General features: G+C 39.6%; 23 protein-coding genes. 2 read left to right on the top strand and 21 right to left on the bottom strand.

Annotated elements, in window-relative coordinates:
- The 20 genes from HMPREF0519_RS04640 to HMPREF0519_RS04550 form a co-directional block, all read right to left on the bottom strand.
- Positions 1 to 1,203, bottom strand: coding sequence for an FtsW/RodA/SpoVE family cell cycle protein (locus HMPREF0519_RS04640; RefSeq protein WP_003635064.1), 1,203 nt, complete (start codon positions 1,201 to 1,203; stop codon positions 1 to 3).
- A 30-nt stretch (positions 1,204 to 1,233) separates the two neighbouring features.
- The gene (locus tag HMPREF0519_RS04635) at positions 1,234 to 1,458 is read right to left on the bottom strand and encodes a DUF2969 domain-containing protein (protein ID WP_003553586.1); all 225 of its coding nucleotides are present in this window, start codon (positions 1,456 to 1,458) and stop codon (positions 1,234 to 1,236) included.
- 19 nt (positions 1,459 to 1,477) lie between these two features.
- Complete coding sequence (yidD, locus tag HMPREF0519_RS13295; protein ID WP_081446423.1) at positions 1,478 to 1,753, bottom strand: membrane protein insertion efficiency factor YidD; 276 nt, start codon at positions 1,751 to 1,753, stop codon at positions 1,478 to 1,480.
- Positions 1,754 to 1,773: 20 nt separating this feature from the next.
- Entirely contained in the window at positions 1,774 to 2,775 is a 1,002-nt protein-coding gene (locus tag HMPREF0519_RS04630) for a rod shape-determining protein (protein ID WP_003635061.1), read from the bottom strand.
- Positions 2,776 to 2,970: 195 nt separating this feature from the next.
- Entirely contained in the window at positions 2,971 to 4,290 is a 1,320-nt protein-coding gene (gene murA, locus HMPREF0519_RS04625) for a UDP-N-acetylglucosamine 1-carboxyvinyltransferase (RefSeq protein ID WP_003559926.1), read from the bottom strand.
- A gap of 16 nt (positions 4,291 to 4,306) precedes the next feature.
- Complete coding sequence (locus HMPREF0519_RS04620; RefSeq protein WP_003559924.1) at positions 4,307 to 4,537, bottom strand: DUF1146 family protein; 231 nt, start codon at positions 4,535 to 4,537, stop codon at positions 4,307 to 4,309.
- A 286-nt stretch (positions 4,538 to 4,823) separates the two neighbouring features.
- Positions 4,824 to 5,243 carry a F0F1 ATP synthase subunit epsilon gene (locus HMPREF0519_RS04615; RefSeq protein ID WP_003559922.1) on the bottom strand — a complete coding sequence of 140 codons (420 nt, stop codon included), beginning with the start codon at positions 5,241 to 5,243 and terminating at the stop codon, positions 4,824 to 4,826.
- A 13-nt stretch (positions 5,244 to 5,256) separates the two neighbouring features.
- Positions 5,257 to 6,702: a F0F1 ATP synthase subunit beta gene (gene atpD / locus HMPREF0519_RS04610; RefSeq protein WP_190870492.1), complete on the bottom strand. Its 1,446-nt coding sequence runs from the start codon at positions 6,700 to 6,702 to the stop codon at positions 5,257 to 5,259.
- Positions 6,703 to 6,720: 18 nt separating this feature from the next.
- Entirely contained in the window at positions 6,721 to 7,641 is a 921-nt protein-coding gene (locus HMPREF0519_RS04605) for a F0F1 ATP synthase subunit gamma (RefSeq protein WP_003635056.1), read from the bottom strand.
- A 22-nt stretch (positions 7,642 to 7,663) separates the two neighbouring features.
- Positions 7,664 to 9,232, bottom strand: coding sequence for a F0F1 ATP synthase subunit alpha (gene atpA, locus HMPREF0519_RS04600; protein WP_003635054.1), 1,569 nt, complete (start codon positions 9,230 to 9,232; stop codon positions 7,664 to 7,666).
- 27 nt (positions 9,233 to 9,259) lie between these two features.
- A complete protein-coding gene (locus tag HMPREF0519_RS04595) occupies positions 9,260 to 9,802 on the bottom strand; it encodes a F0F1 ATP synthase subunit delta (RefSeq protein ID WP_003559914.1) in 543 nt (180 codons plus the stop codon).
- Positions 9,799 to 10,308, bottom strand: a complete 510-nt coding sequence (gene atpF, locus HMPREF0519_RS04590; protein ID WP_003559912.1) for a F0F1 ATP synthase subunit B — start codon at positions 10,306 to 10,308, stop codon at positions 9,799 to 9,801. The genes HMPREF0519_RS04595 and atpF overlap by 4 nt, the downstream gene beginning before the upstream one ends.
- A gap of 43 nt (positions 10,309 to 10,351) precedes the next feature.
- Positions 10,352 to 10,564: a F0F1 ATP synthase subunit C gene (gene atpE, locus HMPREF0519_RS04585; RefSeq protein ID WP_003553570.1), complete on the bottom strand. Its 213-nt coding sequence runs from the start codon at positions 10,562 to 10,564 to the stop codon at positions 10,352 to 10,354.
- Positions 10,565 to 10,593: 29 nt separating this feature from the next.
- The gene (gene atpB / locus HMPREF0519_RS04580) at positions 10,594 to 11,316 is read right to left on the bottom strand and encodes a F0F1 ATP synthase subunit A (RefSeq protein WP_003559910.1); all 723 of its coding nucleotides are present in this window, start codon (positions 11,314 to 11,316) and stop codon (positions 10,594 to 10,596) included.
- A 390-nt stretch (positions 11,317 to 11,706) separates the two neighbouring features.
- A complete protein-coding gene (gene upp, locus HMPREF0519_RS04575) occupies positions 11,707 to 12,336 on the bottom strand; it encodes a uracil phosphoribosyltransferase (RefSeq protein WP_003559909.1) in 630 nt (209 codons plus the stop codon).
- Between the two features lie 203 nt (positions 12,337 to 12,539).
- Positions 12,540 to 13,787, bottom strand: coding sequence for a serine hydroxymethyltransferase (gene glyA, locus HMPREF0519_RS04570; protein ID WP_003559907.1), 1,248 nt, complete (start codon positions 13,785 to 13,787; stop codon positions 12,540 to 12,542).
- A gap of 30 nt (positions 13,788 to 13,817) precedes the next feature.
- Positions 13,818 to 14,840, bottom strand: a complete 1,023-nt coding sequence (locus HMPREF0519_RS04565) for an L-threonylcarbamoyladenylate synthase (protein WP_003559905.1) — start codon at positions 14,838 to 14,840, stop codon at positions 13,818 to 13,820.
- A 5-nt stretch (positions 14,841 to 14,845) separates the two neighbouring features.
- Positions 14,846 to 15,712 (bottom strand): peptide chain release factor N(5)-glutamine methyltransferase, encoded by an 867-nt coding sequence (prmC, locus tag HMPREF0519_RS04560; protein ID WP_003559903.1) that lies wholly within the window; start codon positions 15,710 to 15,712, stop codon positions 14,846 to 14,848.
- Positions 15,705 to 16,790 carry a peptide chain release factor 1 gene (gene prfA / locus HMPREF0519_RS04555; RefSeq protein ID WP_003635050.1) on the bottom strand — a complete coding sequence of 362 codons (1,086 nt, stop codon included), beginning with the start codon at positions 16,788 to 16,790 and terminating at the stop codon, positions 15,705 to 15,707. Before prfA ends, prmC begins: the two co-directional genes overlap by 8 nt.
- Before the next feature lie 18 nt (positions 16,791 to 16,808).
- Positions 16,809 to 17,381, bottom strand: a complete 573-nt coding sequence (locus tag HMPREF0519_RS04550) for a thymidine kinase (protein WP_311319193.1) — start codon at positions 17,379 to 17,381, stop codon at positions 16,809 to 16,811.
- Positions 17,382 to 17,560: 179 nt separating this feature from the next.
- Between HMPREF0519_RS04550 and HMPREF0519_RS04545 the strand changes: the two genes are divergently transcribed.
- Both HMPREF0519_RS04545 and HMPREF0519_RS04540 read left to right on the top strand, forming a co-directional pair.
- Positions 17,561 to 18,907, top strand: coding sequence for a Mur ligase family protein (locus HMPREF0519_RS04545; protein WP_040472709.1), 1,347 nt, complete (start codon positions 17,561 to 17,563; stop codon positions 18,905 to 18,907).
- Entirely contained in the window at positions 18,907 to 19,611 is a 705-nt protein-coding gene (locus HMPREF0519_RS04540) for a type 1 glutamine amidotransferase (protein ID WP_003559895.1), read from the top strand. Before HMPREF0519_RS04545 ends, HMPREF0519_RS04540 begins: the two co-directional genes overlap by 1 nt.
- Before the next feature lie 101 nt (positions 19,612 to 19,712).
- On the opposite strand, the gene HMPREF0519_RS04535 is transcribed toward HMPREF0519_RS04540, so the two are convergent.
- Positions 19,713 to 20,720 carry a serine hydrolase domain-containing protein gene (locus tag HMPREF0519_RS04535; RefSeq protein WP_003635045.1) on the bottom strand — a complete coding sequence of 336 codons (1,008 nt, stop codon included), beginning with the start codon at positions 20,718 to 20,720 and terminating at the stop codon, positions 19,713 to 19,715.
- Positions 20,721 to 20,734: the final 14 nt, after the last annotated feature.

The raw sequence follows: 20,734 nt of genomic DNA, 5'->3' as shown, positions 1-20,734 counted from the left end.
TTAAGAAAATTCTTTATCTTCACCAAACATATAACTTTTATTATGATATTGCATTGACATAATAAGACCAATACCAATCATATTTCCGATTAAAGCTGAACCCCCGGCACTTACAAAAGGCAAAGGAATACCAGTTAATGGCAATAAGCCAATACTCATGCCAACATTCTCAAATACATGAAAGAGAATCATCATAATAACGCCAGTGGAGATATAAGCATAAAAAACATTCCTTGTTTCAAAGGTAACCTTTATCATTTGATAAATCAACAGGAAATAAAGGAAAATTAATACACAACTGCCAATGAAACCGAAATTTTCACCAATAACGGAAAAAATCATATCTGATTCTCGAACCGGTACGTAGACGTGCGACTGATTAAAGCCTGTTCCAAATATACCACCTGAACCGATTGCTTTCATGCTTTGCCACAACTGATACCCCTGATTAGAAGTATCGGCAGAAGGATGAAGCCACGTATCAACCCGATTAAACTGATAGGCTTGAAAACCAATCTTTTCCAATATTTTCCGACCTGCTTCTGGAATAACCAGTGCGAGAGCCGTTCCGGCAGTAACAAAAATTATAATGACGGATGGTAAAATAATCTTCCAGGTAATGCCGGAAACAATGATCATGCCACCTAAGATGGCAAAGAAAACAAGCATCGTTCCAAAATCATTTTGTAATTTTAACAAGACTGCAATTGGTACCGTCCATAAGATCATTTTACCAATTAATAGCCAATCACTTTTAGCCGTTTTTAGCGGATGTCTGTCATTATGCTCAACAATAACCCTGCCCAACATTAAAATATACGCTGGTTTCATCACTTCAGATGGTTGAAATGTCAACCCTGCTAAAGAAAACCAGCTTTTAGCACCGGTATTAACATAATACGTTCGACTATAAAGCACCAAAACACTTGCTAGTAGCAGTATTCCCAGCCAGTAAGCAAGTGGTGCCACTTTCCACAATTGCTCCGAATCAAACTGCATGATGATAATAACTGCAACAATTCCGATGACATACCAAACAAGCTGCGAAACAACTTGTCTTAAAACACTGGTCGCACTGGAATCATGAGTTGCAGCAACGTAAATTGACGCTAAGCCAATCAAAGCAAGCATCAAAACGCAGAAAATAATCCCCCAGTCAATTCTGGATTCTTTTTCTTTGTCCGTACCGCGTTTGGTATCCAAATTTAAACCTCCTCATCGCGCAATAACTTATTAATGATGTAGATGAAAGTCTTTAATTAATAACTGGACGCCTTCATCAAAAGTTTTGACATGATAGCTTTCCTGATGAGTGTTAACGGCTTGGAATTTGTCGTCATTCACTTTCGTAATCGAACCAATCCGTTTGCGACCGATCATCAAATCGGAAACCTGGTTACCATTTTGGTCCTTGGAATCTTTAATTTCAACATTGATACTTTTAATAGCCTTACTCATTCAATCTCTCCTGTTAATCCTATTTTAAGTGCATCGATTTGCGATATTGGTCCCGAGCGGATTTATTTCTAAAAATAGTAAAATGATCCGGAACCGGATCATATCCGCCACGGACAAATGGATGGCATCTTAAAATTCGAGCTATCCCCATAACAGCCCCCTTAAGCGCACCATGCTTCTCCAATGCGATCAGCATATAATGACTGCACGTTGGATAATAACGACACGTTGGCGGAAAGAGGGGCGATATAAAGTGCTGATAGCCGCGAACTATCAACATCAGAATTTTTTTCACTAAAACTCCCGCTTTTTATCCTATTTCGTCTTAAGTTTCGGATTTTTAATATATTGCTCCAACAGAACACCCGCACCCTTTGCAACATTGTCCAAAGGATTTTCGGAAATAATCACAGGTACCGTCAAAGCATCAGCAATCACTTGATCAATGTTACGAAGAAGTGCGCCACCACCAGTTAGCATAATGCCGCGATCAACAATATCCGAAGCCAATTCTGGTGGGATAATTTCCAAAACTTCTTTTGCACCGTCGACAATCAACTGAACAGTATCAGCAATTGCGTCGGCAACTTCGTTACTATCAATTGTAATTGCCCGTGGCATTCCTGAAACAGCATCTCGACCACGAACCTCTAATTTCTTAACATCTTTGTCATCTTTTTTCGCAGTGCCAATTTCAATCTTAATTTTTTCAGCAGTGTGCTCACCAATAATCAAACCATGCTTTTGTTTGATATAAGTGACAATTTCAGTATTCATTTTATCTCCGGCAATCCGAATCGATTTGCTGGCAACAATATCACCTAACGAAATAACTGCAATATCACTGGTACCACCACCCATATCAATAATCATGTTACCACGTGGCTGGAAAATATCCATTCCTGCTCCAACGGCAGCAACTTTTGGTTCTTCTTCAAGATATACTTGACCGCCACCGGCTTTTTCAGCTGCCTGGACAATCGCATTTCTTTCAATTTCTGTTACGTTTGTTGGCGCACAGATCATGATCTTTGGCTTGGACATGAATCCCTTAACATCTAATTTATTAATAAAGTAGGTAAGCATTTCCTCGGTAATATCAAAATCAGAAATAACGCCGTCTTTTAATGGACGAATTGCCCGAATATTACTGGGTGTTCGGCCAACCATCCGATATGCTTCTGTTCCGACCGCCAATGCTTTACCGGTTCGAGTATCAATCGCCACAACTGAGGGCTCATTTAATACTATCCCCTTTCCGGCAACGTAGATCAATACGTTGGCAGTTCCTAAGTCAATTCCTATGTCTTTTGCCATCTGTGAACTTCCTCCTGAAAAACTTTAATCTCAAAAATTAATTATATCACATCTATTGCTAGTTTCTAACAGTTCTTAAGTATTCTCAATAAACATGGCTTAGTTTAGAAAAGATTTAATCTCATCGTCTCAACTAGACCTCAACCGCAAAAAGACCGGTACAAAACACAAACGGTTTCGCTCCGGTCCTCAGCTTTACTTATTTAGATGTTTAACTGATGAAGATTGATTAACAATGATTGAATCATCTTCGACATTGACACGTTTAATTTCAGCGCCCAGGCTAGCCAATTTCTTATGGAAATCATAGTAGCCTCGATCCAAATATTGTAAATTGCTGACCTGTGTATAACCCTTCGCAACAAGGCCTGCAATGACTAATGCTGCTGCGGCTCGTAAATCAGTTGCTGCAACTTCAGCACCATTAAAGTCTGTTGGACCATTCATAATAACCGTTCGTCCGGAAATTGTGTACTTAGCATTCATCCGTCGAAGTTCTTCCATATGCATAAAGCGATTTTCAAAAACCGTCTCGGTCATTGAACTGTTTCCATCTGCTGCTAATTGCAGAATAGTCATTTGAGGCTGCATATCCGTCGGAAATCCGGGATGAGGCAACGTCTTAACATCTACAGGTTTCAAATGATCCGGTCCAATCACACGGATTCCGGCATCTGATTCGGTAACTGATACACCCATTTCACGCATTTTTAAAATCAACGGCTTATTGTGCTCAGCAATTGCATCTTCAATTAAAACATCGCCCTTTGTAACTGCAGCGGCAATCATAAAGGTCCCTGCCTCAATACGATCTTGAACAACTGAATGGTCAGTCCCATGAAGTTCAGAAACGCCCTGAATACGAATCTGCTCAGTGCCGGCACCAACAACCTTTGCGCCCATTTTATTTAACACGTTGGCTAAATCAACTATTTCGGGCTCACGGGCTGCATTTTGAATAATTGTCTTACCAGTTGCCAAAGTTGCGGCCATCATGATATTTTGGGTTGCACCAACACTAGGAAAATCAAGATAGATGTCAGTTCCAACTAACCCATTTGGAGCCGTTGCTTCAACATAACCGTCATGCTGTTCAATTGTGGCCCCTAAAGCCTCAAACCCCTTTAAATGTAAATCGATTGGTCTGGACCCAATAGCACAACCACCTGGCAAAGCAACTTTTGCCCGACCTAAGCGAGCTAATAATGGGCCCATCACAACAATTGAAGCCCGCATTTTTGAAACATATTCAAATGGTGCTTCACTAGATATTTCTGATGATGCATCAAAAGTGATTTCATTATGTAACTCATCAAAATCAACCTTTACATTTAAAAACCGTAACACATTGTTCATTGTATACACATCAGACAATAGCGGTACGTTTGAAATAGATGTGTGACCTTCACTGGCCAAAATAGTAGCAGCTTGAATTGGCAATACAGCATTCTTCGCCCCGTCAATATGTACTCTTCCCTTTAGTGGGTTTCCACCATGTACAATAATTTTTTCCACAAGAACGCCTCCTACATTATTTTATTAAATAAATTAAATTTTGAATATTAGTGATTACTGAAAGGAAAAATTGTGCACATGCATACCCAATTGTAATTGATAATAACACGATCAACAATTTCCCAGGCAACGCACGAAGAGGGAGATAACGCTCGATGTGGATTTCTTGAACACTCCTAAACGCCATTGCAATAAATAGGAAATACGTAACAAGTGTTACGATGGCTTGAATGCCAATCATTTTCATCTAAATTCCCCCAATTCACTGACAACTATATCATAAAGGTGCAAACTTGTCTCATATTTTCGCGTTTTTTAAGAAAAAGCGTGCGCTTTCTCATAATTGATTCACTTTCTAAAGCTCTAATTACCATGGGGAGATCGAAAGTAAATATGTCAGTGCTTACATTTGCTCAACATCAAACATTGTTAGCGATTGTCATAAAACTAATTTGATTCTTATATACTAACAGACAAAAAAAGATCAAAGCAACATTGAAGATTTGCTTTGATCTTTTCGAAACTTAATTGTTTTACTTTCTAGCAACATTAATTCGGTTAACAGCTCTACGCAACGCAACTTGAGCACGATCCAATGCAGCTTCGTCATTTTTTTGACGGGCTTCTGTAATCAATCTCTGGGCACGTTGTCTAGCACTTTCTGCCCGAGCAACATCAATGTCACTCTGATTCTCGGCACTATCAGCTACAATCGTTGCCGTATTGTTTGAGAATTCAATAAAACCACCGTTTACAGCAATTTCATCCTCTTCATTACCATACTTTACCCTTGTTTCATCAACATCAAGAGTTGCAATGATCGGCACGTGATTTGCCATGATTCCCAGTTGTCCCGATTGTGTTGAAACAACTATCATGTCAGCAGCGGAATGCTCGTAAACTTTTCCATCGGGAGTAACAATATTAATGTTAATAACTGAACTATCAGCCAATTAAACTCCCTCCTTAGTTTGCTGCACTTTGCTTTTCATCACTTGTGTCTGCAGTTGAGTTACCTTGTAACCTCTTAGCATTAGCAATAACATCTTCGATTGGTCCACAATTACGGAACGCATCTTCTGGAATGTCATCGTATTTACCGTCAAGAATGTCTTTAAATCCCTTAACTGTATCAGTAACTGATACATATTTACCAGGAAGACCCGTAAATTGTTCAGCAACTGAGAAGCTTTGTGAAAGGAAAAATTGAATTCTTCGGGCACGGTTAACAATTGTTTTTTCTTCGTCGGACAATTCATCCATACCAAGAATTGAAATGATATCTTGCAATTCACGGTAACGCTGTAAAACGTGTTGGACTTCAGTAGCCACATCATAATGTTCTTGGCCAACAATTTGTGGATCCAAGGCTGACGATGTTGAAGCCAACGGATCAACAGCTGGATAAATACCTTGTTGTGTTAATGAACGTTCCAAGTTAGTTGTGGCATCCAAATGGGCAAACGTCGTTGCTGGTGCAGGGTCGGTATAATCATCGGCAGGCACATAAACGGCTTGAATAGATGTAATCGCACCCTTCTTAGTAGAAGTAATTCGCTCTTGCAATTGACCCATTTCAGTAGCCAGCGTCGGTTGATAACCAACAGCTGATGGAATACGTCCAAGCAAAGCTGAAACTTCTGAGCCAGCTTGAGTAAATCGGAAAATGTTATCAATAAATAGCAGAACATCTTGTCCAGCTTCATCACGGAAGTACTCTGCAATCGTTAATCCTGTTAAGGCAACACGCATACGCGCACCAGGAGGCTCGTTCATTTGACCATAAACCATGGCAGTCTTGGCAAGAACTCCTGATCCTTTCATTTCGTAATACATATCATTACCTTCACGGGTTCGTTCACCAACACCGGTAAACACTGAAATACCATTGTGTCCTTGTGCGATGTTATGAATCAATTCCTGAATTAAAACGGTTTTACCAACACCGGCACCACCGAACAATCCAACTTTACCACCACGAATGTATGGTTCCAATAAATCGATAACCTTAATTCCGGTTTCCAAAATTTCAGTTGATGGGCTTAATTCATCATACTTCGGGGCCTCACGGTGAATCGGCCAACGTTCTGCGTCTGAGCCAAATTCTGGACCGCCATCAATTGGTTCTCCAAGAACATTAAACACACGACCAAGTGTGTCATTACCAACAGGAACACTAATGGATGATTCAGTATTTTCAACTTCCATTCCACGACGAAGACCATCGGTTCCATCCATCGCGATCGTTCGCACAACACCATCACCTAAATCAAGTGCAACTTCAACAACAAGTGTTTTATCGTCACTTACATGAACATTTAAGGCAGTGTTAATTTCTGGTAATTTGTCGTTCAAGGAGAATTCAACGTCAACAACTGGTCCGATAACTTGTAAAACTTTACCAGTACTCATGTTAGTTAATTCCTCCATCTAATTGTTATCTGACTTAAGAGCTTCCTGACCACCAGTGATTTCAGTAATTTCAGTCGTAATCGCAGCCTGACGAGCTCGGTTATATTGTAACTCCACTGATGCAATCAAATCGTCAGCATTGTCTGAGGCCGATTTCATTGCAGTTGCACTTGAAGCATGTTCTGACGTTTTTGCGTCAAGAATCGCACCATATACCAAGCTCTCAGAATATTGTGGCAATACAACATTCAAAACTTCTTTTTCAGATGGCTCAACATCATATTCAGCAGTTAATTCTTTAGTTTTAATTTCTTGACTTGCTTCACCCTGAATTGCTTCACTATCTACAGGAAGCATCTTCTCGGCTCTAAATCGAGAAACCAATCGGTTAACAAAATGTTCGTAACAAACGTATAACTCATCAAATTCGCCCTTGTCATACATAGATGTAATCATTTTGACGATTTGACGAACTTCGTTAAACGTTGGTACATCACTCACACCCCGGTATTCATAAGAAACATTTTGACCACGCTTCTTGTAAAAATCAGAACCATTACCGCCAACAGCAATAATAGTATAATCACCCGACACACCAGAATGTTTACTGATAAATTCATTAGAATCTCTAATGACATTGGCATTATAGCTACCCACCATTCCTCTATCGGATGTGATAACTAAATAGGCAGTTCTCTTAGCTTTAGACTGATCATTGTTTGCTGAATGACCTGAGGATTTTAGCCCATCCAGAATATGGGACTGAGCTAAATGCATAACTACAGATTTTACTTGGCTTGCATATTCCGCGTAGCTTGATGTATGCTTTTGGATTTGGTTTAATTTAGCCTGAGAAACCATTTCCATTGCATTCGTAATCTGACGCGTCTTCTTTGTAGAAGTAATCCGATGTTTAACATCGTTAAGCGAAGCAGGCATGTAATCTCACCCTCCTTAAAAACTAGTCATTTGTTGCAGTTGACTTCTGATCATCATTTGAGGCAGTTGTTTGTCCTTCATCTTGCTTACTTGGTTGAAATGTTTGTTCAAATTCTTTAATTGCAGCATCCATTTTAGACGTATCAGGCAAATTACCAGTCTTAGCAATACTGTCCAATAAATCCTTGTGTGAACGATCAAAGAAGTCGAAAATCTCATTTTGATAACGAAGAATGTCATCAATTTCAATTTTGTCCAAAAAGCCATGTGTCAAGCAATACAAAATAAGAACTTGTTTTTCAACTGGGATTGGAGAATGTAGCGGTTGCTTCAAAACTTCAACAGTTCGAGCACCACGATTCAATTTAGCCTGAGTAGCTTCATCAAGATCTGAACCAAATTGTGCGAATGATTCCAATTCATGATATGAAGCCAAATCAAGACGCAAGGTACCAGCAACTTTCTTCATTGCTTTAACCTGTGCATCACCACCAACACGAGAAACTGATGTACCGGCATCTACGGCAGGACGAACACCTGAATAGAAACTGTCAGCATCCAAGAAGATCTGACCATCAGTAATTGAAATAACGTTGGTTGGGATATAAGCTGAAACATCTCCGGCTTGAGTTTCAACAATCGGCAAAGCCGTCATTGACCCACCGCCTAATTTATCACTCAGCTTGGCAGCTCGTTCCAACAAACGTGAATGAGTATAGAAAATATCACCAGGATAAGCTTCACGACCAGGTGGTCGACGAAGAATCAAGGAAAGTTCACGATATGCGTTAGCTTGCTTTGACAAATCATCATAAACGATCAAAACATGTTGACCTTTGTGCATAAAGTATTCGCCCATCGTTGCACCGGCATAAGGAGCAATGTACAACAGTGAAGCAGGTTCAGAAGGACCCGCAGAAATAACAGTTGTATAATCCATTGCACCAAACTTTTCAAGTGTACTTACAGATGCACGGACAGTTGATTCCTTTTGCCCAATAGCAACGTAAATACACTTCATATTTTGACCTTTTTGATTAAGAATAGTATCAATGGCAATCGAAGTTTTACCGGTTTTACGATCTCCGATAATCAACTCACGCTGACCACGACCAATTGGAATCAAAGAATCAATTGATTTAATACCAGTTTGCAATGGTTCAAAAACAGATTTCCGATCCATAACACCTGGTGCTTTGTGTTCAATTGCCTTATGATCATCGGCCTTAATAGGTCCTTTACCATCAATCGGTTGACCGAGTGAATTAACAACTCGTCCAATCATATCGTCCCCAACAGGGACTTCCATAATCCGACCAGTACGTTTTACAGAATCTCCTTCACGGATATTTGTATCATCACCCAAAACCATAATACCAACATCATTGGCTTCAAGGTTTTGAACCATTCCGAAAACACCGTGGCCGAAGTCGAGCAACTCCCCAGACAACGCATTTTCAAGACCATGCGCACGAGCGATACCATCACCAACATATGTAACGATACCTGTTTCTTTAACATCAAGCTCGTTTTGGTAACCTTGCAATTGTTGCTTGATAAGAGCACTGATTTCCTCAGCTTTAATGCTCATAAGTTTCACCTCTTTAAATAGATATCGTTAGTTCAACAATAATTCTTTCACTTTATTAATTCGAGTTTTAACACTACCATCAATAATGACATCAGAAGATTTGATAACAATACCACCAATAAGTGACTTGTCAACCTTTGTATCAAAAATGACCTTAGCGGCACCAACCCGTTTCTCAAAGGCTTTTGCCAAGCGATCCTGCTGATTATTATCTAGCTCAGTTGCTGACACAACCTCCGCGCGAACGATCTTTTTATCATCTTCGTATAATTGCTGGAATTGATCAATGATCGTTATAATGTCAGGAAAGCGACGATAACTTGCTACGACTTTGAGAAAATTATTGATAAAGTCAGATGCATTTTTAGTGATAGGAGCTAGCAATGACGTTTTTTGATCATCAGAAACCCGCATATCATCAAGAATATCAATCAACTTGGGATTGGTAACAAAAATTTTGCGAAGTTCAATTAAATCAGCGTAGCCGTCTTCAAGGTCCTTAGCATCTGTTAGGACTTCAAACATTGCTTTGGCATATTTCTTAGCTGCTGTTATGTTAGTTGATTTCATTTCTGCTTACCCAACCCTTCAATATAAGAATCGACCAGCCCTTTTTGATCTTGTTCATTCAGTTCTTTTGAAATAATCTTAGTTGCAATTTCAATTGAAAGGCTTGCCACATCTTTACGAGAATTAGCCAAAGCTTCTTGTCGCTGTTGTTCAATATCCTTTTCAGCAGAACTCTTAAGATTAGATGCTTCATTTCTCGCATCTTCAACAATCTGTTCACGTTGTCTCTGCCCATTCTCTTTAGCAGTGTTAATGAGATTATTTGCATCTTCACGAGTCTTATCTAATTGTGCTTGACGTTGTTGAGCAAGTTCAGCGGCTTTATCACGTGAGTTCTTAGCAGAATCAATATCATTAGCGATCTTATCTGAACGGTTTTGCATCATCTTAGTAATCGGATTCCATGCAATGAGTTTGATCAGAAACATCAAAATCAAGAAACTGATCATAACAAAAATCATGTCTCCGGTATAAAGTTGAGCTCCAACTACCGAATATGAAAACATTAATTGGCACCTCCTTCTTTGTTATTTTAGCAATGCTAGCAGACTACTTGTTCATAACTAGCAAAGCAACAACGAAGGCGATGATAGGCATAGCTTCAACCAAACCAACACCGATGAACATGTTACCACGAAGTTGACCGGATAATTCTGGCTGACGTGCCATACCTTCCAACATCTTAGCGATTAAAATACCATCACCAATAGCACCACCGATTGCGGCGCCTGCCATAGCGATACCTGCAGCGATTGCTCCCATAATTAATAATCCTCCTTAAAAATATCTTGTTATACTTCTTCTACCTCAATCTTTTGAGAAATGTATACAGATGACAACGTTACGAAAACATATGCCTGAATACATGAAATAAAGACTGAGAAACCTTGCCAGATCAGTTCAAGTGGTAGCATTCCTATCCACATGACTGGTCCGCTACCTGTCGCCATTCCGGTAATCATCGTCAGAAGCATTTCTCCTGAAAGAATATTACCGAATAGTCGCAATCCCAATGTTAAGAAATTGGTGAATTCCTCAAAAAGATTAACAACTATGAATATCTTAAACGGTTTGAGATAATTCTCAAAATGTTTCTTATAACCCAAAGTACGAATCCCCAGGAACTGGGCAAGTGTCAGAGTCATAAGAGATAAGGTCATCGTCACAACCGGATCAGAAGTCGGGCTTTTTACATACGTAATGCCGGAGACGTCAATGTGTAAAAACAGTCCCATGTTGTTGGCGACCAACAAAAACAAAAACAATGAAAAACCCCATAAGCCTAACATTTTACTAGCTTCTCCGGAAACTGAACCACCCACAATACCATTGGTAAAATCAACGGCATATTCCAGAATATTCTGTGCCTTTCCCGGTTTCATAGTAATGTGTCTGGAAAGGGCATAGACTAAAGCTAAAACGATCAAACAAGCGAGCAAAATAGAAATCATGTTACCTGCGTTAAACGTCAATCCTAAGAATGTAAAAGTATGATTAGACCCTCCAATGGACATTAAAATTTCACCTCTTTCTACGACATAATCTACGCAAGCTAATCAATCTGGTTATTTGGTCAGGAAGACATTAATACCAAAGTGAACTTTGCGATGGTAATGGATACATCTCAGCATCCAAATACAATTGAAACTATACCACCATTCATTACAAAATTCAAAACAATATTGACATGCTATACATCCCGTCAAATTAGGAAATCAGCCAACTTACAGGGCCTTGTCACATGAAAACATGAAAACAAAATGAAAGGGTTAAAATATTGTCAATCGTTGCTGTACAGCAAACTGACTACTAGTAAAGTCGTAAAGACTTTTTATTGCTGATTTTTAACAACTTAACAATAGTATAAAAAAGATTGCATCAAGTTAGCTGCAATCAGTTTTCGATTACTTTGTTCCAAAGAGTCTGTCGCCTGCATCACCCAATCCAGGAACGATGTAACCTTTGTCATTTAATTTTTGATCTAATGCGGCTGTATAAATATCTATATCAGGATGAGCTTCCTGAAGCGCTTTAACACCCTCGGGTGCGGCAACCAAACACACAAACTTAATATTTGAAGCACCACGTTTTTTTAATGCATCGATGGCCATAATTGATGAACCACCAGTTGCCAACATTGGATCAACCACAAAAATTTGCCGTTGATCAATGTCAGACGGCAACTTTACAAAATACTCATGTGGCTCCAAAGTCTTTTCATCACGATACATCCCGATGTGACCTACTTTGGCTGCTGGAATCAAATCCAAGATACCGTCTACCATCCCGATACCGGCACGTAGAATCGGCACAATGGCAACCTTTTTTCCAGAAATTTGTTTTGCATGTGCAATACCTTCTGGGGTTTGAACGTCAACGTCTTCCAAAGGCATATCGCGAGTAACTTCAAACGCCATTAAATTAGCAATTTCATTAACAATTTCCCGAAATTCTTTAGTCCCACAGTTTTTATCCCTGATGATTGTTAATTTATGCTGAATTAACGGATGATCCATGACTTGAAACTTACCCATTATTCCCACTCCTTTTTTTATTTCTAGACAATTGTATCACATATACGAGAAGCAATTTCATAAAAAAAGTTCGAAACATTAATTAGTTTCGAACCTAAAGCAGTTTGTTAATTTAAATAAACCAAAATCCGGTTAATTGCTAATAGTCGATACTAACTGCTAAATACTTTACTCGGCAATCTGATTAAACAAACAATGATTTGTTAATCTAGTGGATGCTTTTCGGTTAGTTGTTCGACTTTGGCGGCAACATCTTTGAGATTGGCATCATTTTCTGGATCTTCAATAACTTGGAGAATGAGTGTCGCAACCTGGCGGGCATCGTCTTCATCAAATCCACGAGTTGTAATTGCTGGCGTACCCAAACGAAGCCCACTTGTTTTCGAAGGTGGCAACGGGTCATTTGGAATTGATTCTTTGTTAGTCGTAATGTGAACCGAGTCCAAAATATTTTGAAGATCTTTTCCATTTAACCCACATTCAGTTAAATTCAATGTCATTAAATGGTTGTCAGTGCCACCGGTGAGAACCGACACGTTATCAGAAGCTTCAAAAACGGCTGCCATTGCTTGAGCATTTTTGATAATTCGAGCAGCATAATCTTTAAATGATGGTTGAAGGTCTTCGTAGAAAGCAGCCGCTTTTCCCGCAATCACGTGCTCCAATGGACCACCCTGACTGCCAGGAAATACAGCCGAGTTGAGCTTTTTGGCATACTTTTGTTTAGCCAGAATCAGTCCACCACGAGGGCCCCTAAGTGTTTTATGTGTTGTTGTTGTCACGACATCAGCGACAGGAACTGGATTAGGATGAAGTCCGGCAGCAACCAAGCCTGCGATATGAGCCATATCAACCATTAAGTATGCACCAACAGAATCAGCAATTTCACGGAATTTATCCCAATCAATAATTCTACTGTAGGCCGAAGCACCGGCAATAATTAATTTGGGTTGCACATCTTCTGCAATCTTTGCAACTTGATCGTAATCAATTAATTGTGTTTTGGGATCAAGGCCATATGAATATGAATCATATAGCTTGCCAGAAAAGCTAACTTTGGCACCATGGCTTAAATGACCACCGGCATCAAGTCCCATTCCCAATATTTTATCTCCGGGTTTTAGCAGGGCAGCATAAACTGCCTGATTAGCTTGTGAACCTGAATGCGGTTGAACATTAGCATATTCCGCACCAAATAATTCTTTGGCACGATCAATGGCAAGCTGTTCAACAACATCAATAAATTCACAACCACCATAATAACGGCGTCCAGGATAGCCTTCGGCATACTTGTTAGTCAAAACGGATCCTTGAGCAGCTCGAACAGCATTCGAAACAATGTTCTCAGAAGCAATCAATTCAATATTATGCTCCTGACGGTTTTCCTCATTCGCAATTGCATCCCATAGTTCGGGATCCTGTTGCTTGTAATCGTAATTCAACTGCAACACCTCATTAATTTTTTATTTGGTATATGTTGATTATAACTGCTTGAAATGCATTTGCCCAGCCGATTTATTAAGTCGATTCATATAAGCTTCGGCAATCCCAGATGGCTTAAGGCCCTGAGTAAAAATTATTTTTATTTCAGGATGGTTGTCGAATTCCCGAAGATCTGCAAACAAATCACGGCTAGCCGTTCGGGAATTGCTGCCTAAGGTCACGATTTGAGCATTCATTGGCCAATCAATTGATGAAATCACGTTATCAAAAGCCATCACCCCAACTGGTTGCGGATGGTTTTCAATCCATTTAGCCACATCAAGCCAACTGTCTTCAGGATCGACAATATAGACTTGAGCATTTGGCGCATAATGTTTATATTTCATCCCTGGTGCCTTGGGTGTCTGATCGGTTCCAACGTGATGCAATTCGTCAATCACGTTTTGATGGATAACAGCTTCAATATCATCCTTGGTAACAGCACCCGGACGCAAAATAGACGGTGTTTTAACAGACATATCCAAAACGGTGGATTCGACGCCAACAGTGGTTGGACCATCATCTACGATTGCTGCAATTTTACCATTTAAATCATGGTAGACATGTTGGGCAGTTGTTGGGCTTGGCTTCCCCGATGTGTTGGCAGAAGGGCCAACAATCGGAACACCCGCTTTTGTAATTAAATCGAGTGTCAGCTGGTTTTGGGGAAATCGAAAAGCTGCAGTGTTAAGACCACCTGTTACAGCCTTTGATAAAACATTTGGCTTGAGCTTAAAAATCATTGTTAACGATCCCGGCCAAAATGCTTTAATTAGCTTCTGGGCATCGTCATTAATATGATCAACATATTTTTTTACCATTTCAACTGACGACACAGTCACGATTAAAGGATTATCACTTGGACGTCCCTTGGCTGCATAAACCTTTTTAACGGCAGTTTCATTGGTTGCATCCGCTCCAAGCCCATAAACCGTTTCAGTCGGAAAAGAAACCAGCTCCCCCTTCTTAATAAAATTTGCTGCCTGTTCAATCTGATCTTTTTTTAAGATTAACGTTTTCATCACAATTATTCTCCATTCTTTCTTAATCGAACCATCCGTTGATGACCGGAAACATCGTGTTTAGCTGTAACAATGGCGTTAGGAAGCGCTTCTTGAAATATTTTTCGGACAGAAGTCTCCTGATGAAACCCGATTTCAACAAATAACTGCCCACCCACGTTCAAATGAGCATCAACACCCTTAGCTAATGATTTATAAATGGCAAGGCCATCATCTGCTGCAAACAAAGCAATCCTGGGTTCATTATTCTTAACACTGCTATCCATGTCACCCACTTCCGAGGCGGAAATATATGGTGGATTAGACACAATCAAATCAAATGCTTCATTAATATGGGCAAACATATCACTTAAAATAAAATTGATTGCCACATGATGTAACTGAGCATTCTGTTGCGCAACTTTCAAAGCCGATTCTGAAATGTCACTGGCATTCACCTGCCATTCCGGTCGATTGGCTTTTAACGCAATTGCAATCGCGCCGCTTCCCGTACCAATGTCCAGCACCTTTAAAGGTCGGTTTGTATAAACGGTGGTTTGATCCAAAATCCAATCAACTAATTCCTCGGTTTCTACTCGGGGAATCAGAACATTTGAATCAACATTTAAAGTCAGTCCATAAAAATTTGCCTGACCAACAATATATTGAACGGGTTCACCGGAAATCAGCCTTTTGACATCATTTTGAAACTGCAGCCATTGTCCGGACAACATTTTGTCATGGTAATGAATCAGCATGTCTGTCGTTGAAAAACCAAATCGTTTTTGAATCAAAAAATCGATATCATACATATCAATCTGTGAAAAATTCTGAATACGAAAAGAAGCCCATTTCCGGGCTTCAAAATAAGTTGGCTTTTCTGGACTATTCATGAGTTAAGTTCTCAAGTTTCTTAGCCTGGTCAGACAAAATTAACGCATCAACTATATCATCAAGTTCGCCATTCATAATTTTATCCAATTTGTTTAATGTCAACCCGATTCGATGATCAGTCACCCGATTTTGTGGGTAATTATAAGTTCGGATACGTTCCGAACGGTCTCCTGTCCCAATTGCGGACTTCCGTTCAGCGTTGTACTGATCCTGTTCTTGCTGCGCATAATAATCGTACACTCTGGCCTTCAAGATTTTCATGGCTTTTGCCCGGTTTTGCTGTTGTGATCGTTCATCTTGCATGGCAACAACAATTCCGGTTGGTAAATGCGTCATTCGAACAGCAGACGATGTTTTGTTGATATGCTGTCCACCGGCACCGGATGAACGATAAACATCTACCCGGATATCTTTAGGATCGATATCAATATCAACATCCTCTTCCTCGGGCATCACGCCAACCGTTGCGGTCGACGTATGAACTCGACCGGCGGATTCAGTCACGGGTACCCTCTGAACACGGTGTGCGCCATTTTCATACTTCAGCTTTGAGTAAACCTTATCACCGGTAATCATCAACACAATTTCTTTAAAGCCACCCACTTCAGTTTCACTTTTATCAATGACTTCGACTTTCCAACCTTGTCGTTCGGCATATTTAGAATACATACTGAACAAATCGACCGCAAATAAGCTTCCCTCGTCTCCTCCGGCAGCACCATGAATTTCCATAATAATATTTTTTTCATCATTGGGATCTTTTGGCAAAAGCATCACTTTAAGCTGATCTTCCAACTTGGCTTTTTGATCCTTAAAATCTGAAATTTCATCCTTGACCATTGATTCCAAATCGGCATCATCAATTTTTTCACGTAACATTTCTTCATCATCATCAAGTTGTTTTGAAACTTCTTTATACTTATTATAGGCTGCAACCGTATCCCGCAACTCGCCCTCTTCTTTTGAAAGCTTCATGAATCTCTGAGTATCTGCAATAACTTCCGGATCACTGATTAACTCATTTAATTCATCGTAACGGTCAACAACTGCCTGTAATTTATCAAATATTTCGTCCATTAATAATTCCTCGCTTTGTTACTTAATCGGTGGATTGTAATAATGTCTGCGACAAACTGGATAATAGGATTCGTTCCCACCCATTTTAATCTGTTCACCCTCATAAACAGGTTTTCCGTTGTGCAAGCGCAGGTTCATTGTTGCCTTTTTTCCACAGAACCAGCAAATTGTCTTCATTTCTTCTATTTTATCTGCGTATAACAGTAAATATTCGGATCCTTCAAACAAATGGTTTTGAAAGTCGTTCTTGAGACCGAATGCAATTACTGGGATATGCAGCTCATCCACAATTTGAGCCAATTCAAAAACGTGCTTTTTCTTTAAAAACTGAGCTTCATCAACTAAAACACAGCTTGCATGTGGGTTAATCTCAAAAACCTTTTTAAATACATTTGTTTCATCATATATGGGAATTGCCTTTCTTTCCAATCCGATTCTCGATTCAATCATTCCCTTTTTTTCACGGGTATCAAGCGCACTAGTCATAATAATAACACTTTTGTTTTGCTCCTCATAGTTATGAGCAACCTTAATAATCTCAATGGTTTTGCCACTATTCATTGTGCCGTAGCGATAAAAGAGTTGAGCCAATTTTTCCACCTTTTTCCTTGAAAGCTTCTTCTCTATTATACAGAAATTTGACCGAATATCGATATGAACCTTAAAAATTGGCCACATCCTACATATTTTAACCCGATTTAACATCTATATGATAAACTAAGAGTTTGTTTATAGAGATCGAAAGACTTCATCAAAAGGAGCAAAAGTTTATGTCTTTAAAAAGTTTAATTGCAACGGCAGCTGGTAAATCATCTTACTGGTTCCTTCATACCTTTCTTAAGGGTGGAAGTTCGTTGCCCGGGAAAATCACAAAAAAGCTCGACCCGGATATTTTAGCAACTCTTGGACAAAATTATGATGTCATCGTAATTACCGGTACCAATGGCAAAACATTGACAACTGCTTTAACCGTTCAGGTGCTAAAAGAAAAATATGAAAACATCTTAACAAACCCTACCGGTTCCAATATGGAGCAAGGAATCATCACAACCTTTCTACACGCCTCCAGGACCAAGGGAAAACGCCCTTTGGCAATTCTGGAAGTTGATGAAGCAAACGTTATTAAGGTCACACAATATATCAAGCCAAAAGCATTCGTCTTTACAAATATCTTCCGGGACCAAATGGATCGCTATGGTGAAATTTATACAACCTATCAAAAGATTCTCAACGGTGTTGCTTTAACACCCAACGCAACCATTATTGCAAATGGCGACGCACCAATTTTTCATTCCAAACAACTACCCAATCCAATTATTTATTACGGATTTGATAATCACGAGCAAGGAGATATTAAAGCAACCCCAAACACGGATGGAGTTTTATGTCCCCAATGCCAACACATTCTGCATTACCGGTTTATTAGTTATTCAAATCTGGGTAAGTATTTCTGCCCAAATTGTGGTTATCAGCGTCCCAAACTCAATTTTGCCCTTAATAAAATTACCGAATTAACTCCCAAGTCGTCCAGCTTTGAAATTGATGGTGAACCCATTAAAATTGACATAGGCGGCGTCTACAACATTTATAATGCATTAGCTGCATACACCGTTGGCCGGTTCATGGGTGTGAGCCCCGCACAGGCCAAACAAGCATTTGAAAAAGACAAACGGATTTTCGGCCGACAGGAAGAAATCAACATTGACGGTAAATTAGTCACACTTATTTTAGTCAAAAACCCGGTTGGCTTAAACCAGGTCATCGATATGATTTCAACTGATAAGGATCCATTTACCTTTATTGGTTTGTTAAATGCCAACTACGCTGACGGAATTGATACCAGCTGGATCTGGGATGGTGATTTTGAACGTCTGCCAAAGATGAACATCAAACAATACATTACGGGCGGACAACGTTATAAAGATATCACCTATCGCCTTCAGGTTGCCGGTGTCGATCCCAGTAAGCATCTTGTCGAACCTGATTTGGATAAAGTCGTTGAAATGATTCCGAATGCACCAACCAAGAAGGTTTATATATTAGCAACTTACACTGCAATGTTAAGTTTAAGAAAAACATTTGCAACTAAAGGATTTATTAAAGGAGGAATGGGCTAATGGCTTATTCACTAAATGTCTGTCATCTTTATGGTGACTTAATGAATACCTATGGGGATCTTGGCAATATCCTTGTTTTAAAATATTTAGCAAACAAAATGGGCGTTCAGTTAACCTCCGAAGTTATCAGCTTGGATCAAAAATTTGATGCTGATAAATTTGACATTGTCGTCTTCGGCGGCGGGCAGGATTTTGAACAATCAATCATTTCAAAGGATATTCAATCCAAGAAAAAAGATCTAACAGACTTCATTGAAGATGGTGGTTCCGTTGTCGCAATTTGTGGTGGTTACCAACTATTAGGTCATTACTATATTGGTGCCAACGGTGAAAAATTGATGGGTATCGGCGCATTGGATCACTATACTGATAAGCAAAAAGATCATCGCTTCATTGGTAATGTCGTTATCGAAAACGAAGAAACCGGTGAGAAGTACCACGGCTTTGAAAACCATCAGGGAATTACGTTTCTTGGCAAAGGTGAACGACCTCTTGGAAAAGTTTTGGAAGGTCATGGAAACAACGGCCAAGATAAAACAGAAGGCGCCATTTACAAAAACGTTTATTGCACCTATTTTCACGGTCCAATTTTAGCTAGAAATAACGATATCGCCAAACACGTCTTGATAAATGCCTTAAAGCGTAAATATCCAGACGCAGATTTAGGTCAAGCCGAACAGGTAAGGGTCGGCAGTACCTTCTAATCATTAAGTAAATCAAACTAGCACAATCAAAAGAAACCCGGCTAAACACTGATTTAATCATCAGATTTAGTCGGATTTCTTTTAGAATCTGTAATTTCTTTCTATTGATTGGCTTCCCTTATGAAGGTTCGAATTAAATTGCTTCGATATGGCAAAAATTGTTTATTTGAAGCATCGGGATGAACTCGATTCGTTAAAAAGACCAGTGCCTGTTGGGAAATCCGATCAATCACGACTAGTGTCCCTGTGTAACCCGTATGCAAAATATAGGGATGATTTTGATAACTTCTTAAGATCCACCCAAAGGAACGATTCTTTAAATGGCTTGGCGTTTGATCAACGAATAATTGATCGAGCCACTCACTCGGCAAAAAATCCGGGTATGAGATTTGACCCAGAAGCCATCTAGAAAAGTGAAGCAGATCCTGAAGCGGTGAAAATAGGCCTGCTGCTCCACAATCGGATCCTAAAATTCTGGTTTTAGGATCATGGACCGTTCCTCTTAGGAGCCCACCGTTAGGTAATTCAGCTGTGGGCACAACATCTTCAATATGCTTAGGATGAAAAGTGGCGTTGGTCATTTCTAAAGGTTTTAATACATCTTCAGAGATGAGTTGTTGGACAGGCTTACCGAGAATCTGTGAGGCGATCCAGCCAAGAAAAATAAAATTATAATCCTGATAATGAACGACCTTTCCAAGATCCGGACCACTTTTTAAACTTAATAATGCAGGAATGAGTTGATCCTTAGGTAAGTTATTTCGATTTGGAATATAACCAACAATATCAGAAGTATGAGTCAGAAGATGCCGAATTGTAACCTGTGGCGACTGCCACTCTGGTAAATATTGGCTGATCGAATCATCCAGAGATAATTGATTGTCCGCCAACAGTTTTAAAATTAGATTCGTCGTTCCGATCACTTTAGTTAATGATGCCAAATCATAAAATTCCTGGGGTTTAAGTGACAGCTTTTGAGGTACCAATTCCTGATTGCCAAAATAATCGCTCATAATGGCTGACTGATCAATAATGCCATAAGTAACGCCAGGCACAACATTATCGTCTACAAATTGGTGCATTTCTTTAATAGTATCGGCATATTTCATTTATCAATACCCTT

The organism is Lentilactobacillus hilgardii DSM 20176 = ATCC 8290 (genome assembly GCF_000159315.1).
Classification (GTDB): Bacteria; Bacillota; Bacilli; order Lactobacillales; family Lactobacillaceae; genus Lentilactobacillus; species Lentilactobacillus hilgardii.
Note: the sequence above shows the minus strand (reverse complement) of the source record. Positions and strands in the feature narration are given on the sequence as shown.